Origin of the sequence: Halobacillus sp. A1 (genome assembly GCF_024189295.1) — a bacterium.
Lineage (GTDB): Bacteria > Bacillota > Bacilli > Bacillales > Halobacillaceae > Halobacillus_A.
The window spans coordinates 468,205-482,290 of record NZ_JAIZEN010000001.1 but is presented as its reverse complement, the minus strand read 5'-3'; the positions used below and the strand labels follow the sequence as shown (position 1 = coordinate 482,290).

17 protein-coding genes are annotated in these 14,086 nt (G+C 41.4%); 3 read left to right on the top strand and 14 right to left on the bottom strand.

Going from position 1 to position 14,086, the window contains the following annotated elements; genetic code table 11:
- Window positions 1–12: 12 nt before the first annotated feature.
- From LF817_RS02245 to LF817_RS02230, 4 genes are all read right to left on the bottom strand, one after another.
- Window positions 13–822, bottom strand: coding sequence for a coiled-coil domain-containing protein (locus LF817_RS02245; protein ID WP_253934131.1), 810 nt, complete (start codon window positions 820–822; stop codon window positions 13–15).
- A gap of 85 nt (window positions 823–907) precedes the next feature.
- Window positions 908–1,222 (bottom strand): hypothetical protein, encoded by a 315-nt coding sequence (locus LF817_RS02240; protein ID WP_253934130.1) that lies wholly within the window; start codon window positions 1,220–1,222, stop codon window positions 908–910.
- Between the two features lies 1 nt (window position 1,223).
- Complete coding sequence (locus LF817_RS02235; RefSeq protein ID WP_253934129.1) at window positions 1,224–1,787, bottom strand: hypothetical protein; 564 nt, start codon at window positions 1,785–1,787, stop codon at window positions 1,224–1,226.
- Between the two features lie 66 nt (window positions 1,788–1,853).
- Window positions 1,854–2,492: a BMQ_0737 family morphogenetic spore coat protein gene (locus LF817_RS02230; RefSeq protein ID WP_253934128.1), complete on the bottom strand. Its 639-nt coding sequence runs from the start codon at window positions 2,490–2,492 to the stop codon at window positions 1,854–1,856.
- 176 nt (window positions 2,493–2,668) lie between these two features.
- On the opposite strand from LF817_RS02230, the gene LF817_RS02225 reads away from it, so the two are divergent.
- From LF817_RS02225 to LF817_RS20150, 3 genes are read left to right on the top strand one after another with little or no spacing between them, the layout of a single operon-like run.
- Window positions 2,669–3,613 (top strand): hypothetical protein, encoded by a 945-nt coding sequence (locus LF817_RS02225; protein ID WP_253934127.1) that lies wholly within the window; start codon window positions 2,669–2,671, stop codon window positions 3,611–3,613.
- On the top strand, window positions 3,543–4,019 hold the full coding sequence (locus LF817_RS02220) for a M67 family metallopeptidase (RefSeq protein ID WP_371924982.1): 477 nt from the start codon (window positions 3,543–3,545) through the stop codon (window positions 4,017–4,019). The genes LF817_RS02225 and LF817_RS02220 overlap by 71 nt, the downstream gene beginning before the upstream one ends.
- A gap of 60 nt (window positions 4,020–4,079) precedes the next feature.
- Entirely contained in the window at window positions 4,080–4,211 is a 132-nt protein-coding gene (locus tag LF817_RS20150; protein WP_256558140.1) for a hypothetical protein, read from the top strand.
- A 453-nt stretch (window positions 4,212–4,664) separates the two neighbouring features.
- On the opposite strand, the gene LF817_RS02215 is transcribed toward LF817_RS20150, so the two are convergent.
- Genes LF817_RS02215 through LF817_RS02170 form a run of 10 tightly spaced genes read right to left on the bottom strand, consistent with a single transcriptional unit; the run spans window position 4,665 to window position 13,928 of the window.
- Window positions 4,665–5,639 (bottom strand): quinone oxidoreductase family protein, encoded by a 975-nt coding sequence (locus tag LF817_RS02215; protein ID WP_253934126.1) that lies wholly within the window; start codon window positions 5,637–5,639, stop codon window positions 4,665–4,667.
- A 16-nt stretch (window positions 5,640–5,655) separates the two neighbouring features.
- Complete coding sequence (locus LF817_RS02210; RefSeq protein ID WP_253934125.1) at window positions 5,656–6,444, bottom strand: enoyl-CoA hydratase/isomerase family protein; 789 nt, start codon at window positions 6,442–6,444, stop codon at window positions 5,656–5,658.
- Between the two features lie 20 nt (window positions 6,445–6,464).
- The gene (locus tag LF817_RS02205) at window positions 6,465–8,237 is read right to left on the bottom strand and encodes an acyl-CoA dehydrogenase family protein (protein ID WP_253934124.1); all 1,773 of its coding nucleotides are present in this window, start codon (window positions 8,235–8,237) and stop codon (window positions 6,465–6,467) included.
- Window positions 8,238–8,972, bottom strand: coding sequence for a 2-phosphosulfolactate phosphatase (locus LF817_RS02200; RefSeq protein WP_253934123.1), 735 nt, complete (start codon window positions 8,970–8,972; stop codon window positions 8,238–8,240).
- The gene (locus LF817_RS02195; protein ID WP_253934122.1) at window positions 8,972–10,027 is read right to left on the bottom strand and encodes a phosphotransferase family protein; all 1,056 of its coding nucleotides are present in this window, start codon (window positions 10,025–10,027) and stop codon (window positions 8,972–8,974) included. Before LF817_RS02195 ends, LF817_RS02200 begins: the two co-directional genes overlap by 1 nt.
- Window positions 10,028–10,039: 12 nt before the next feature.
- Window positions 10,040–10,438 (bottom strand): acyl-CoA thioesterase, encoded by a 399-nt coding sequence (locus LF817_RS02190; RefSeq protein ID WP_253934121.1) that lies wholly within the window; start codon window positions 10,436–10,438, stop codon window positions 10,040–10,042.
- An 11-nt stretch (window positions 10,439–10,449) separates the two neighbouring features.
- Entirely contained in the window at window positions 10,450–11,322 is an 873-nt protein-coding gene (locus LF817_RS02185; RefSeq protein ID WP_253934120.1) for a 3-hydroxyacyl-CoA dehydrogenase family protein, read from the bottom strand.
- Window positions 11,322–11,891: a TetR/AcrR family transcriptional regulator gene (locus LF817_RS02180; protein ID WP_253934119.1), complete on the bottom strand. Its 570-nt coding sequence runs from the start codon at window positions 11,889–11,891 to the stop codon at window positions 11,322–11,324. The genes LF817_RS02185 and LF817_RS02180 overlap by 1 nt, the downstream gene beginning before the upstream one ends.
- A 38-nt stretch (window positions 11,892–11,929) precedes the next feature.
- Window positions 11,930–12,709 (bottom strand): SDR family oxidoreductase, encoded by a 780-nt coding sequence (locus LF817_RS02175; protein ID WP_253934118.1) that lies wholly within the window; start codon window positions 12,707–12,709, stop codon window positions 11,930–11,932.
- A gap of 4 nt (window positions 12,710–12,713) precedes the next feature.
- Window positions 12,714–13,928, bottom strand: coding sequence for an acyl-CoA dehydrogenase (locus LF817_RS02170; protein ID WP_253934117.1), 1,215 nt, complete (start codon window positions 13,926–13,928; stop codon window positions 12,714–12,716).
- Between the last annotated feature and the right edge of the window lie 158 nt (window positions 13,929–14,086).

Genomic DNA, 14,086 nt, shown 5'->3' with positions numbered 1-14,086 from the left:
GGTTTTTCTATATTATTCTTCTTTTTTTACTTCATTTTCAATTTCCTCTATTTCAGCATTCAATTCCTCCAATTTACTTTCCAGGGCGCTCATAAAGACGATTTTTGAATCCATTTCCTGCTCGTAATCAAATGATTGACCTAACAACTCTTTCACCTGCTTTTCCAATTGATGAAGAAGTTCATCCCCGTCTGTATTTGCTACTATCGGTTTTTCTGCCTCTAATAGTTTCTGCAGATCTGCTCTAAGTTTTTTATTCTTTTCCTTTAAGGCAGCATTATCCTCTATAACCTCCTGGCGCTCCTTTTCCAACTTAACCAAATTTTCTTCTGAAACTCTCTTAGCGATAACAAGCGTGTCACATTCCTTCTTTTTTTCTAAAAGTTCTTTTTGTATATTGTTATAACTGGCTTGAAGGAGAGCAGCCTCCTGCTGTTTGTCTAATAAACGGCTGCGGTGTACTGTCAATTCACTTTTTAATGATTGAACTTCACTTAAAAGATTTTGTTTTTGATTGATCAATACTGAATTTTTGTTTTGCAGAGACGCTTTTTCTGTGTTCAAGTTTTCTTCTCTCAACTTAAGATCGTTCACTTGCTTATCAAATCCTTTTAACCTTTTGCCAAGTTCCCCTTTAGCAGCGTTTAATTGAATGGTCAAGTCCTGTATCTCCTGCATGAGTTCTTCATTTTCCTGTTTAAGCCTTTCCAATTGGGAATAATGATAATTATCCTGATAATCTTTTACTTTTTCCTTGTATTTATCTAGTTCCGCTTTAAAATATATAAGCTTTTGCTGCATCTGAATAGGATCTTTTTTCATTTTGAACCCTCCTTATATAGGCTATTTATAAAGTAAATTTATGAGTTCTCCTGTTCATTTGTTACTCACGACATTGGATTAATTATTAAGCTTTTTCTTTCAATAGATTAATGACCTCTTCAAATCCCTGCTTATTCTCACTTATGAGCCGATCTAAATCTTCTAACGCCGAAGGGCTGACGGAATTATTTTTCCTTGTGTCTTCTTTTGGCTGCTGTCTTTTATCTATATTAAGCAACAGGTAGATCATAAGCATGTTAAGCGAGTTACTGTCCAGAAAAACAAAGCTATTGTTCCCCTCTTTTTTTTCGTTCCTCAGGTCTTTGATTTGGGTTTTCATGAATTGACGGATCAGATGCTTTACTAATAATTCTTGTTCCTGAGCGTAAGGCTCTTCCATTTTACCCCTCCTTTTTATAAACACTTCCATTCAAATTAATGGGATTAACAGCTGATAAACCATCTTTCAATTGGTCACTATATGAAAAACCCAGCACACTTCCCCCATAAGTCTCAGCGGGCATCCATTTAATTTGAAAGTTTGTGAAGGATAAGGTTTCTTGTGGGTGGATTGTATTTGTATCCAGGGGCTTCAGCCAGAATTCCTTTTTATTTTCCTGTTCGTTGATCCGCTCCCATCCTCCCTTTACTTTCAAAGACTGTTTACTGTCCTTGTAAACATATCTTCCTGAAAAAGAAAATGGTGCATCTTCTGAAAGAGTTATACATATATAAGGGTTCGTGATGGGCTGACTGCCAATATTGAGAATGTGATAAGAACCTATACACATATTCTCCAATTCTGAATCATGAGAAATGTTGAGGGAATATGTAAAGTAGCTGATCACGTTGAATTTTTTTGATACAGAAAGCTCTGTGACTAACTTTTTTATTTCAAGCAAATAGGCGTTTGTCTGGCTCTGAAGTATTGAAATCGCCTGCTCGATTTGATGATCTTTTTCCATTTTTTCACCCCTTTTCTCAAAAAAAAATAAAGAGAGGAAATCCTCTCTTTACTTTATGATTAGGAATTACCCATTATCACCATTAGACCCATTAGGGAAAACTACTGGACATTGTGGCGGACGAACAGGTGCAGGACAAGGAGTCGGAAGAATGTCTCTCGGCTCACAGAATTCAGCTAAGAATTCAACAGTCACAGGGAACGTGGACTGAATGCTTTGGCAAAGGTTAACTGAGATTGACGCATCGAACGATGCATCTACTGCAGTGTCACCAGGGTCACATTCGAATGTACAAATGAAGCAGTCAGCATCTGTAAAAGTTACGTCTACTTCTGTACCTTCCGGTGCGCAAAGTACGACTTGCTCACAGCGGGAGTAGTCGAGTTCAACTTCTTCAATAATTCCACCAGTTGTCGGAATTACAATAGTTACAGTAAAGTTTTTACGGATAGATACCAATTGAAGAACTGTTTCCACTCCATCAATAAGGAATGTACGGTTTTCACGGCTTAGGATATCTACACTTGTAGGAGTAACTTCACAAGTTACATCCGCTACGTCGAAGTCATCACACTCGACATCATCAGGCAGATCTTCGTCAACGATGTTAATTTCGAAAGAAGCTTCATTAACAATCCAATCGTACACCTTATCAACGTTCATACAAATTAATTCTTGGCCACCACTTAAGTTTTTTGCTTGCATAATTGCAAACACCTCCATATAAAATAATGTTTCTTTCATTCGTAGCATATGTTAGAAGAGAGAGACAGGTATAATGAATGCGCGGAAGTTTTCAAATAAATAACTGAAATTCTCTGCTGTCACGAATGAGTGAATCTTCAATAGTATATTAATGGGGAACCAAAGGGTGATGAGTGATGGATAGAAAAAAAACATTTAACTCACAGGAGATCCACAAACTCAAGCAGCGCCTTGAATCATATAAGCTGACCTTAGACACATTGAAAACAGAAAAAACAGTTGATGACTATCTCCTGATGAAAAACGAGTTATATGGTGTTGAGAATAAATTCGCTGAAATAGAAGGGGTTTTGAAGAATATGGAAGAAGAACATGAGCGGAAACAAGAGATTATGGAAAATCAGTTAAGAAGTTTCTCCTCCCAAATAGACTCATTAAATGAATCAGTGACTCTTCTGATTGAAGATGTTCAAATGGTGACGGAGAACCTCGAACAGCTGCAAATGGGAGAACTGATTGAAAAGGTGAATCAAATGGTCCATTTACAGCAACTACTCTTGGAGGCTAGCGAACGGAATGATTCCCAATCGTTAGCTGAGGAAGTAAATGAACTCATCCAAAAGCTTGAGCCTAAAGCGGCGGCTACTAGAAATCAAAGTTCACAACCAGCTAATTTCAGACAGTTAAGGAATATGGTGAAATCCTCAAGTGAAATTTACGATCCGAACAGCACTCAGCCCTCAAGCTACAACAATTATGCTCAGCCCCCGTACCAGCAGCAGAATAGGTCGTTTCAAAATAACCAAGCGAGAAATCAGCCTCATAATAGAAGGAACTCATTCAATCCAAATGCAAACGCAACAAGTTTGAAAAGGAAACATCCAAAAAAAAAAGCTGACCAACGATCCTCCGTCAACCAACCCGAAACGAAAAGAATAAAAAACACTCATCCGTCGGCAAATAAACACGAAATAACTACAGAAAAAGAAGATCATCCACCTCAGAAAAAAAATAACCAGTCCAGTTCACCATCTGAACTACCCGTATCAGATGCGCCTAAAGCAGAGGACTCACCGTCATTTTTTTCTTATTATCAGAAAAAAAACCATGAGGAGCAATAATTCTCTGATCATTCCTTATGAAACCTACAATCAAATGATTACACATACAAAAAAATGTTTGCCATATGAATCTTGCGGATTATTAACTGGCAAAAGGAATGATATTAGAAGCGTATGGGAATTGGAAAATGAGCTAAAGTCATCTACTCGCTTCTTTGTAGATAAGAAAGCTGTTGAGGAAACCTTGGAAAAAGTGTCAGAGATGAATGAAGAAGTTATAGCTATCTATCACTCCCACCCTAATACATCACCTGTTCCTTCAAGTTATGATTTGGCCAGCCATGTAGATCCTTTAGTCAAGATGGTTATTGTCTCACATAAAGAGAAAGTTCCATTAGTAAAGTGTTACCAAATTACCAGACACCGTTACACCATATGTCCACTTTTAGTTCACCCCATTCAATAGCCCTCTCCTTTTCAAGTAAAGAGATTATACTATACTATCACTTGAAAGGAGATGGACATATTGAGAGCAAAAAGGGTAAATAAAAGTGGATCGATTAAAAAAGCTTCGTCTGAACCGACGATTATTGAAACATCCCAATATAGAAAAAAATTATCCTATAAAACTGGAGGCTGCTGCGGAAAGAGACGCTAATCTCCCTAGTGGTATCTTTTAAGCATTGCGGTCAAATAAGGGGCAAGTTTCCCCTTTATCATTCAAGGGGACAACCTCTATTCTGACCACACTTATTTTCCATTCACTCGCAGTCACCCCATATACCACGTGGTCTACATATTGGTCGTACAGCCAGTCCGCTTGTCTAATGTTTCCTTCTTGAATAAAACCGAGACGTTTAAGAAATTGAGCGGCTTTTAAAATTTTCTGAAGTTGCCCGTATTTCTACCCGATTCAGCCCTTTTTCATAGATCGCTTAATCTACCATTGCTTCTGTAGCACGAGCCATAATGCTTTTTCCTGTAAATCTCTCTCCTAACCAGTAGCCGAGGCGAGTCTATTCCTAAAACCACTTTCTACTTATCAAGATGACGGAACAGGAACTCTCTTATGAATAAAAAAACCGCCCCTATTAGAGACGGTTTACATTGATTATGGTTTCAATATAAGTTTACCTTTCGTCTTTCTCCCCTGCAATAATTCATGGACATGGGCCGCATCTTCTAAATCGTATACTCCACCGATCGTCAACTTCAATTTACCTTGCTGCACAAGCTGGAGTAGTTCCTGTAAACTACTTTCTAATAAAGCAGGCTTTTTCATAATTTGCGGCAGAAAGAAGCCAATCACTGATAAATTACGATTCATTAAGCCAGATGGATACATTTCAGCTGGCTGACCACTGGCAACTCCGTAAATGACCACTCTGCCAAACGATCTCATACATTTAATCGTTTCATGAAAAACATTACCTCCGGCCATTTCTAAAGCGATATCCACACCTTTACCATCTGTTGCCTCCATAACCTCTTCCCGCCAGTTAGGGTTCGTGTAATTCACCAAATGATCCGCCCCAAGGTCCTGAGCGAGGGCAAGCTTTTCCGCTGTACTTGCTGTAGCGATCACTTGACCTGCTCCGAAATGCTTTGCAAGTTGTACAGCTAATGAGCCTACTCCTCCGGCGGCCGCATGGATCAACACGGTCTCTCCTTGCTCTATTCTACCCATAGTTTTTAATAAATGATAAGCGGTAAGTCCTTGCAGTGGTATTGCAACCGCTGATTCATCTTCCAATTCGTCCGGAAGCGGGATTAACGTCCTAGCGTCTACTGTTACGTACTCAGCATAGCCTCCTGAACCTATTAATGTCACTACGCGGTCGCCTTCCTGAAATTTATCTACCCCTTCTCCCACTTTCTCAACGACACCGGAAACCTCAGCTCCAGGAATAAAAGGTAAAGGAGTCGGAATAACATAGGCACCTTGACGTCTTGCTGTGTCAGCGTAATTGACTCCAATCGCCGTAACCTTGACAAGGACCTCTCCCTGTTCTGGTATAGGACGGTCGACGTCAGCTTTCTCCAGTACATCAGGACCGCCATACTCTTTGAATTGAATTGCTTTCATAATTATCTCATCCCTTCTATTTACCTAAGAATTCCGGCTTGCGCTTATCCTTAAACGCCTGCACACCCTCTTTATGATCCTCAGTAGCTGCCATCATCGTTTGAGTGATACGCTCCTGTTCGAGAATCGATGCCAAATCCGATTGATCTGCCTGATCTACGAGCTTTTTCATCATTCCTATAGCGCGCCCTGGCCCTTTAGCGATTTCTACAGCATAATTCATGGCACCTTCTTCAAGTTCAGCCAATGGCATCACCCGGTTGATTAATCCCCACTCCATCGCTGTCTCTACAGGGATGGGCTCCGCTCTGAACAATAGCTCTTTGGTGCGGTAAGGTCCGAGGATTTTGCTTAAAAAGTAGTGTCCTCCTCCGTCTGATACAAGCCCTACCTGAGCAAAGCTCAATACGAATTTCGTATCTTCACCAGCAATGATCTGGTCACATGCAAGAGCCAGATTGAACCCTGCGCCTGCCGCATACCCGTGCACGACAGCAATGACTGGTTTAGAAATATCTTTGATTTTTAATATAAGTTTGTTCAATTCCCCAACATGGTCATAAAGCTCACTAGCGCCAGCGCTTCCCATGCTTTTTACATCTCCTCCTGCAGAAAAGGCCCGCCCTGCACCTGATAACACAACTACCTTAATTTCATGATTATTTTCCGCTTCTCGCAGCGCTTCGTGCAAACCGAAAATCATCTCATCAGAAAAAGCGTTCAAACTGTCTGGTCTATTTAATACACAGGAAAGCACGGGACCGTTCAAATTCACCTGTAAATGTTCATTACTTAAAGAATTCAAAATTCAACACTCCTTATTTTTTATGATGTATACTGTTTTTCTTCAATGAGGATATCCGCTATAGTCCGGTTACGCTCAATTGTATCTTCCCAGTGATAGGCACTGAGCAGGAACGCAATATTTTGTAAACTTTTCAGCCTTTCTTCACCTGTTAATAGATTTGAAAGAAGTAATGTCGCCGATTGGTGGACGGACAGAGCAGCATTTTCTACTACTGTATAGGCCAGTTTAGTTTTAAGAGCAGCATTTGGCTTTGAATTTTGAATAGCTTTCATTGTGCGCAGGACGGTGGACTCACTTTCGTAAATCGCAATAACCAGGTCGGCAAGATTCATAAGCGTTTCCTGCTCGTTCTGAATAGCGTTTCCATACATATGATAAGCGGCACCCGCACAAACCAAATAAAGATCTTTGAATAAACGGACGGCTTCTTGCAATTTTTCTAATGGTCCTTCATTGTTCTTGAATTCACCATTTTTAAGGGAGAACTCGGCTTTCTCCATGATGGTACGGGCATCAAATTCGCCTTTGCCCGCCTTTTTGAAAAATATACCGGGTATGAGGAGACGGTTGATTTCGTTGGTTCCTTCAAAAATCCGATTGATTCTAGAATCCCTGTAGGCTTGTTCAATCGGGTACTCTTTAATGAACCCAGCTCCTCCATGCAGCTGCAAGGATTCATCTGCAATGTAATCAAGAGTTTCTGATCCGGTGATTTTACATATGGCTGATTCAAGAGCGTGTTCATTCATCGATTGAGCGATTGCTTTATGATCACTTGATTCATAATAGCTGCCTAATACGGATTCAATGTGTCCTGCTGTTCTATAAAGAAGTGATTCGGTGGCATAGATACGAGCGTTCATCTTGGCGAGCTTTTGTTTGCTGGCATTAAATTCTGCAATGGTTTTACCGAATTGCTTTCTTTCGGTCGTATGGTTTATGGCAAGTTTCAAGCAGTATTTAGCCGCTCCATTTGTAGCAAACCCAAGGTTAAAGCGTCCTAGATTGAGTACGTTTAAAGCGATCAGGTGCCCTTTCCCTACTTCACCTAACAGATTTTCAACCGGTACTTCACAATCTTCGAGGATGACTGAACAAGTGGATGAGCCCTTGATCCCCATTTTGTCTTCTTCAGGTCCAATTGATAACCCTTTAAAAGTGCGCTCTACTACAAAAGCCGTGAAATGTACTCCATCTACTTTGGCATATACTATGAAAGTATCTGAGAATGCAGCATTGGTGATATAAATTTTTGTACCGTTTAAAATATAATGGGTACCCTCGCTATTCAAAGTCGCAGTCGTTTTGGCTGATAGAGCATCTGATCCTGCCTCTGGTTCGGTTAAACAATAAGCGCCAATATATTCCCCGCTTGCCAGCTTCGGTAAATATTTCTCTTTTAGTAAAGGTGTTCCAAAATAGGTGATCGGCAGAGTAGCAATACATGTGTGGTTGGAATGAGCTACACTATACCCGCTCGCATTTCCTAGAGCTTCACCTACTATCCCTTTACTGATTTTATCTAGACCCAGTCCGCCGTATTGTTCAGGAATACTGTGACTAAGCAGACCGAGTTCACCTGCGTGCTTCATTTTTTCTTCTACAAGTTTAAAATTTCCCGCTTCTAAATCTTTTCTATATGGGTGGATTTCCCGGGAAATAAATTGCCGAGCGGTGTCGCCGATCATTTTATGTTCGTCTGTTCGGTCTTCTGGAGTGAAAATAGATTCAGGAAGAATTTCATGGATTAAGAAACCTCCTCCTTTAACAATCGTTTCGAGCGGATTCATTTATTCAACCTCCTTAATTTGCCTGCTGTCTTGGTCATATTTACATATTGTATGGAGACTGCCTTCCTGGGCAGCAAACTTAAGCTCTCGCTCATGCATGCCAAAATCGAGCAGAATGTTCCCTATCTTAGTCGACCTAAGCAATTCATACGGAGATAAGGATAATCCATTATAGAACTGCAGAGCGGTTTGGGCTGCATCAGATAAGTTGAATGTTTCTTTTTCTACTAAATAGGATAGAAGGCTGCCCGCTCCATAAAAATCTTCCATCGTAAAATGCCCGCTCGTACCAGAGCAGACTAATACGATTGTCTGATCACCTTTGTGCTGTTCTACTAAGTGTTTTGCCATTTCTCTATTGTTTAACAATGAAGAAGTATACAGATGTTCCGCTTGACTGGACCGATTGATGGCTACAGTACCATTCGTCGTTGAGAGAATCAGATGTTTACCTTTGACTATAGGGTTCAGGTACGTTCTTAAAGGATGATAGAATCCATCGATAGTCCGCCCCTGTTCTTCCCCCGCAAGAACATAAGAATCTTCATCCAATGATCTGGCTTTTTCGCGGGCCTGGGCTTGATCGTAAACAGCGAATACTGACTCGGCTCCATCCTCAAGTGCTGCGGTAATCGTTGTAGTGGCAAACAATATATCGAATACGACAGCCACTTTACCTTTCATCTGCTCTGGTTCAATGTCTTCTTTTTTGAAAATGAGCTGGATATTTCTCATTATAAACCTGCCGTTTCTTCTGCGTGTTCAATTAAGTTATTGACAAAAACGTTCATGTCAGCGAACCGCGGATCATTCGTTTGACCTTTTTTATACCTGTAGTAAATCTGCTGGACGATTCCTGCCAGCTTGAAATATGCAAAGGTTACGTAGACGTGGATTTGTTCCATGTCCCGCCCGCTTCTTTGTGCGTAACGCTGTATGAATTCATCTCGTGTATAAAATCCATCCTTAATGGTTACTGGCGGTTTGCCCAGTCCTGTTTGAATCAGCCCAGGATCGTCTTTTTCAATCCAGTAACTCATTGCGGAACCTAAATCGGCTAAGGGGTCTCCCACAGTCGTCATTTCCCAGTCGAACAATCCGGTCATTTCCGCCTTTTTATTGAACATCGCATTGTTGAGCTTGTAATCGTAATGGATGATAGAAGCTTGATTTGAATCAGGTACATGATGGGTGAGCCATTTTTTCAGTCGTTCACCGGAGACTACGTCATCCGTACGAGCTTGATCGAATCTTTTAATCCAGCCATGAACTTGACGCTCCATAAAACCCTCAGGCTTGACCATTTGTTCGAGGCCGGTCGTCTTGTAATCTATGGAATGCAGTTCAACCAGCCGATCGACCATCGTGCTGGAAAGCTTCCTTGCGAGATCGGGAACGTCCTTCATCTCATCTGGAAATTCAGTGTCTACTACAAATCCATGGCGCCGCTCCATAATAAAAAATGGTTTACCTAACACTTTCCCTTCGTCAAAAACATAAGGTTCCGGTGCTAGTGGAAATTTACTGTGAAGCGCTTTTAAAACACGATATTCTCTTTCCATATCATGTGCTTTTGGAGCAACAGGTCCTTTTGGAGGACGCCGAAGAACCGCCTCCCAATCTCCTGCCTTTAATTCATAGGTCAAATTGGAATGACCAGCTCCAAATTGACGGACTTGGAGAGGTTCATCCGGAACCTCATTGAAATTTTCTCTTATAAATGTTTCAATTTTTCTTCCATCTAACTCTTCGCCCTCTCTAACCTTCCGTGTATCCTTTGTCTCTTCCATGAATGAACCTCCTTACTTTGGAGCCAGCTGATGCGATTCCAGCTGCCTCTTCATATCTTCCGACAAAGGCTTGCTCAACTGCTTGTCAAAATCAAACTGCACGATTACAGAAAATCCTCTAGCAACTAAAACTCCCGACTCTTTTTCTAACATATCTTGTTCCAAGTGAAAGCTTGAATTCCCTACTTTAACGACTCTAGTGTTTATAAGTATTTCCTGGCCATAATACACCTGCTTAAGAAAATCGCATTTTATTGAAGCTAAAATGAAGTTCCAGTTTTCATCAACGAGTTTCAGCTCCTCAAAAAACTTAATTCTCGAGTCTTCCATGTAGATAAAAAAGTTATTATTATTTACATGGCCGAGTAAATCCGTTTCACAGAACCTGACTTGTATCACTGTTTCGTGCATTGTTCTTCTCCTCACTTTTTTACGTTAGATTGGTACGTATAAAAACCTTTCCCTGTTTTTCTTCCCAGTTCGCCAGCTTCTACTTTATCGACAAGTGTTTGAGAAGGCTTATCTTTAGGATCACCCGTTTCATTAAACTGTTGCTGCATTACATAATAGCCCACATCTATGCCTGAAAGGTCCATCAGTTCAAAAGGTCCAATTGGGTGACGAAGTGCTTTTCTCACAATCTTGTCGATATCCTGAAAGTCTGCATATCCCCCTTCATATAAGGCCATAGCTTCTTTTTGAATGGCGAAGAGAATACGATTAGCGACAAACCCTGAGATTTCTTTTTGAAGCAAAACGGCTGTACGATTCATTCGTTTACTGACCTCCATAACAAGCTGAGCTGTTTCATCGGAGGTGTGCTCTCCTTTAACGACTTCTACGCAGTCCATAACCAGGGGTGGAAAAAAGAAATGCATATTACATACTTTCTCAGGCCGGCTAGTAGCATCAGCTATCAATGAACTTACAATAGTTGATGAATTAGTAGCTAAGACCGCATGTTTGGGAGCTGACTTATCGACTTCAGCAAAAACTTCCCGCTTAATATCCAATTTTTCTACAACCGCCTCGATGATAAGATCAGCATCTCCTGCAGCCTCTCTTATATCATTTGTAAAATAAAGATTTTCAAAAGCCTGCTCCCGTTCTTCTATCGTAATTTTATCTTTACCTATCCATTGGTCCATAATTTCTGTCAGTTTCAACCTTGCCTGCCGTAATGATTCATCTTTTACATCTTGAATACTCGTCTTGTATCCAGCGAGGGCACTCAGCATGGCAATTTGATGGCCCATGGCTCCGGCACCGATTACCGTAACGTTCTGCACATTCATTATGATTCCTCCTCAATACCTTGTAAGATCATCGTCATATAGATGTTTGTCAGCTGCTGTTCATCCACCTGACCGTCCGGCTCATACCAGAAATAACTCCAGTTCGCTACACCTAACACCGCATAAGAGAGCATATCAGCTCTTAAGTCAGACCGGAATTCTCCGTGTGACATTCCTCCTTCGATGACGTTCTGAATATTCTTTTGGAACAGATCTCTTTTCGGTAAAATTTCTTTCGTTTTTGCTTCGCTCAAATTTCTGATTTCCCTAAAGAAAACCATGGCACTATCTGCACCATCTGCGATATTTTTCACCATCATCTCAACCATGGCATGGAGTTTTTCTTTATAAGACATTTCCTCCGCCTCTATGATCCTCTTCTGCTTATTCAGAAGGTCTGAAATGAATGAATCATGAATGTAAACGAGCACATCCTCTTTATTTTTGAAGTAGTAGTAGAACGATCCCTTAGTTATGCCATTGGCTTCGACGATGTCTTGTATAGACGTTTCTCGAAATCCTTTACGGCCGAATAGGGAGATACATGTATCAAGCATTTTTCCCTTCATGGCCTGGCCATCCCTTTCTTCTTTGATTGCCCGAGTATTTAACATGAAGCATGCATGCCGCCGTCTACAACGAGCACATCTCCAGTTACGTAATTAGAAGCGTTCGATGCCAGAAATAAAGCAGCTCCTTTTAAATCTTCTTCACTTCCAAACCTGGCAAGCGGTGTTCGATCTAAAATGAAATCTCCTCCCTGTTCAAGGACGCCTTTGGACATTTTTGTAGGGAAAAATCCTGGGGCCAGAGCGTTTACTTGAATATTGTTCTGCCCCCATTTCACTGCTAAATCTTTCGTGAATGTAATGACCGCTCCTTTACTGGCGTTATAGCCGACCGTGTCCATAAACCTGGCATCAGCCCCGCCCAGTCCAGCTACCGAAGCGATGTTAATGATTTTTCCTGAGCGCTGCTTGACCATCACTTCCCCCACCTTTTGAGACATAAGGAAAGTGCCAGTTACATTGACATTCATGACCTTTTGAAAAGCTTCCAGGGGCATCTCGAGCACAGGGGCTCCCCATGTAGCACCACTGTTATTCACTAGAATGTCTATCGTGCCGAATTTCTCTAGAGCTTGATCGACGACTTGCTGCACACCTTCAGGGTTTGTCACATCGCAGGCTAACGACAAAGTCTCGACACCCAGTTGTTCCTCCAGACGTTCTGCCACTTCATCACAAGCAGCTTTTTTTCTGGAACATAAAACTAAATTTGCCCCAGCTTCTGCCAAACCTTCTGCTATTTGCTCGCCTAAACCTCGTCCTCCCCCAGTCACAATGGCGGTCTTGCCTTTTAAATTGAACAGCTCCATTACATGCATCTATCTATTCCTCCTTATACTTAGCCAATTCGAGTTTAGCTATCTGTCTTCTATGAACTTCATCAGGACCATCAGCTAAACGTAGTGTTCTTGAATTCGCCCATTGGGCAGCCAACGTGAAATCATCGCTGACACCCGCTGCTCCATGAGCCTGAATGGCTCGATCAATCACCCTGAGTGCCATACTCGGTGCTACTACTTTAATCATGGCTATTTCTGATTTGGCAGCCTTATTTCCTACCGTATCCATCATATAAGCTGCTTTCAGTGTAAGCAGTCTCGCTTGCTCAAGTTCAATGCGAGAGTCCGCAATCCACTCCCGGACAACTCCTTGTTCTGCCAGTGGCTTATGAAAAGCTACCCTGCTTTGAACACGCTTACATAATTCTTCAAGCGCTCTTTCCGCAGCACCTATCAGACGCATACAGTGGTGAATTCGTCCTGGTCCGAGTCTGCCTTGAGCGATGGCAAAACCTTTTCCTTCTCCTAATAGAATATTAGATGCAGGAACTCTTACGTTCTCAAAATCAATTTCCCCGTGTCCGTGGGGAGCGTGGTCATAACCAAATACCGGCAGCATCCTTTTTATTGAAACACCTGCTGTATCTAATGGGACAAGAATCATAGATTGCTGCTCGTGCCTTGCAGCTTCCGGATCCGTCTTCCCCATAAAAATAGCAATCTCACATCTTGGATCACCTGCACCTGAAGACCACCATTTCCGGCCATTTATGACGTATTCATCACCATCGCGCTCAATTCTAGCTTCCACATTGGTCGCATCAGATGACGCTACGTCTGGTTCAGTCATAGAAAAACACGAGCGGATTTCTCCTTTGAGGAGAGGTTGCAGCCATCTTTCTTTTTGTTCATCTGTTCCATAGCGTGTAAGAACTTCCATATTTCCTGTATCTGGTGCGTTACAGTTAAACACCTCCGGAGCCAGCAGTGAACGTCCCATAATTTCGCATAATGGCGCATACTCGCTATTCGTCAGCCCAGCTCCATATGTATCATCAGGCAGAAACAAGTTCCAAAGTCCTTCTTTGTTTGCTTTTTCTTTCAGTTCTTCTAAAATAGGCGGGACACCAGCCCACCTTGATTCCTGGGCATTTAATTGTTCTTCGTATACAATCTCATTCGGGTAAATATACTCTTCCATAAAATCATATAGCTTCTGCTGATATGTCTTCACTTTCTCGGAATAATCGAAATTCATTTGCCTTCACTCCTATTCTACCGTTAACATACCAAACGGTTAGTATGTACTTTCTATTCTAAATGGATAATTCTGAAAATTCAAGCGTTTAGTGAATGGTTATTCATTTAACTTTCTCATATTTTCACTTTTCCCTAACGTCATAATTAACAGTTCGT

Coding starts and splice junctions, on each gene's coding strand:
- LF817_RS02245 (WP_253934131.1), bottom strand. CDS start 822: ATGAAAAAAGATCCTATTCAGATGCAGCAAAAGCTTATATATTTTAAA.
- LF817_RS02240 (WP_253934130.1), bottom strand. CDS start 1,222: ATGGAAGAGCCTTACGCTCAGGAACAAGAATTATTAGTAAAGCATCTG.
- LF817_RS02235 (WP_253934129.1), bottom strand. CDS start 1,787: ATGGAAAAAGATCATCAAATCGAGCAGGCGATTTCAATACTTCAGAGC.
- LF817_RS02230 (WP_253934128.1), bottom strand. CDS start 2,492: ATGCAAGCAAAAAACTTAAGTGGTGGCCAAGAATTAATTTGTATGAAC.
- LF817_RS02225 (WP_253934127.1), top strand. CDS start 2,669: ATGGATAGAAAAAAAACATTTAACTCACAGGAGATCCACAAACTCAAG.
- LF817_RS02220 (WP_371924982.1), top strand. CDS start 3,543: ATGCGCCTAAAGCAGAGGACTCACCGTCATTTTTTTCTTATTATCAGA.
- LF817_RS02215 (WP_253934126.1), bottom strand. CDS start 5,639: ATGAAAGCAATTCAATTCAAAGAGTATGGCGGTCCTGATGTACTGGAG.
- LF817_RS02205 (WP_253934124.1), bottom strand. CDS start 8,237: ATGAATCCGCTCGAAACGATTGTTAAAGGAGGAGGTTTCTTAATCCAT.
- LF817_RS02200 (WP_253934123.1), bottom strand. CDS start 8,972: ATGAGAAATATCCAGCTCATTTTCAAAAAAGAAGACATTGAACCAGAG.
- LF817_RS02195 (WP_253934122.1), bottom strand. CDS start 10,027: ATGGAAGAGACAAAGGATACACGGAAGGTTAGAGAGGGCGAAGAGTTA.
- LF817_RS02190 (WP_253934121.1), bottom strand. CDS start 10,438: ATGCACGAAACAGTGATACAAGTCAGGTTCTGTGAAACGGATTTACTC.
- LF817_RS02185 (WP_253934120.1), bottom strand. CDS start 11,322: ATGAATGTGCAGAACGTTACGGTAATCGGTGCCGGAGCCATGGGCCAT.
- LF817_RS02180 (WP_253934119.1), bottom strand. CDS start 11,891: ATGAAGGGAAAAATGCTTGATACATGTATCTCCCTATTCGGCCGTAAA.
- LF817_RS02175 (WP_253934118.1), bottom strand. CDS start 12,709: ATGCATGTAATGGAGCTGTTCAATTTAAAAGGCAAGACCGCCATTGTG.
- LF817_RS02170 (WP_253934117.1), bottom strand. CDS start 13,928: ATGAATTTCGATTATTCCGAGAAAGTGAAGACATATCAGCAGAAGCTA.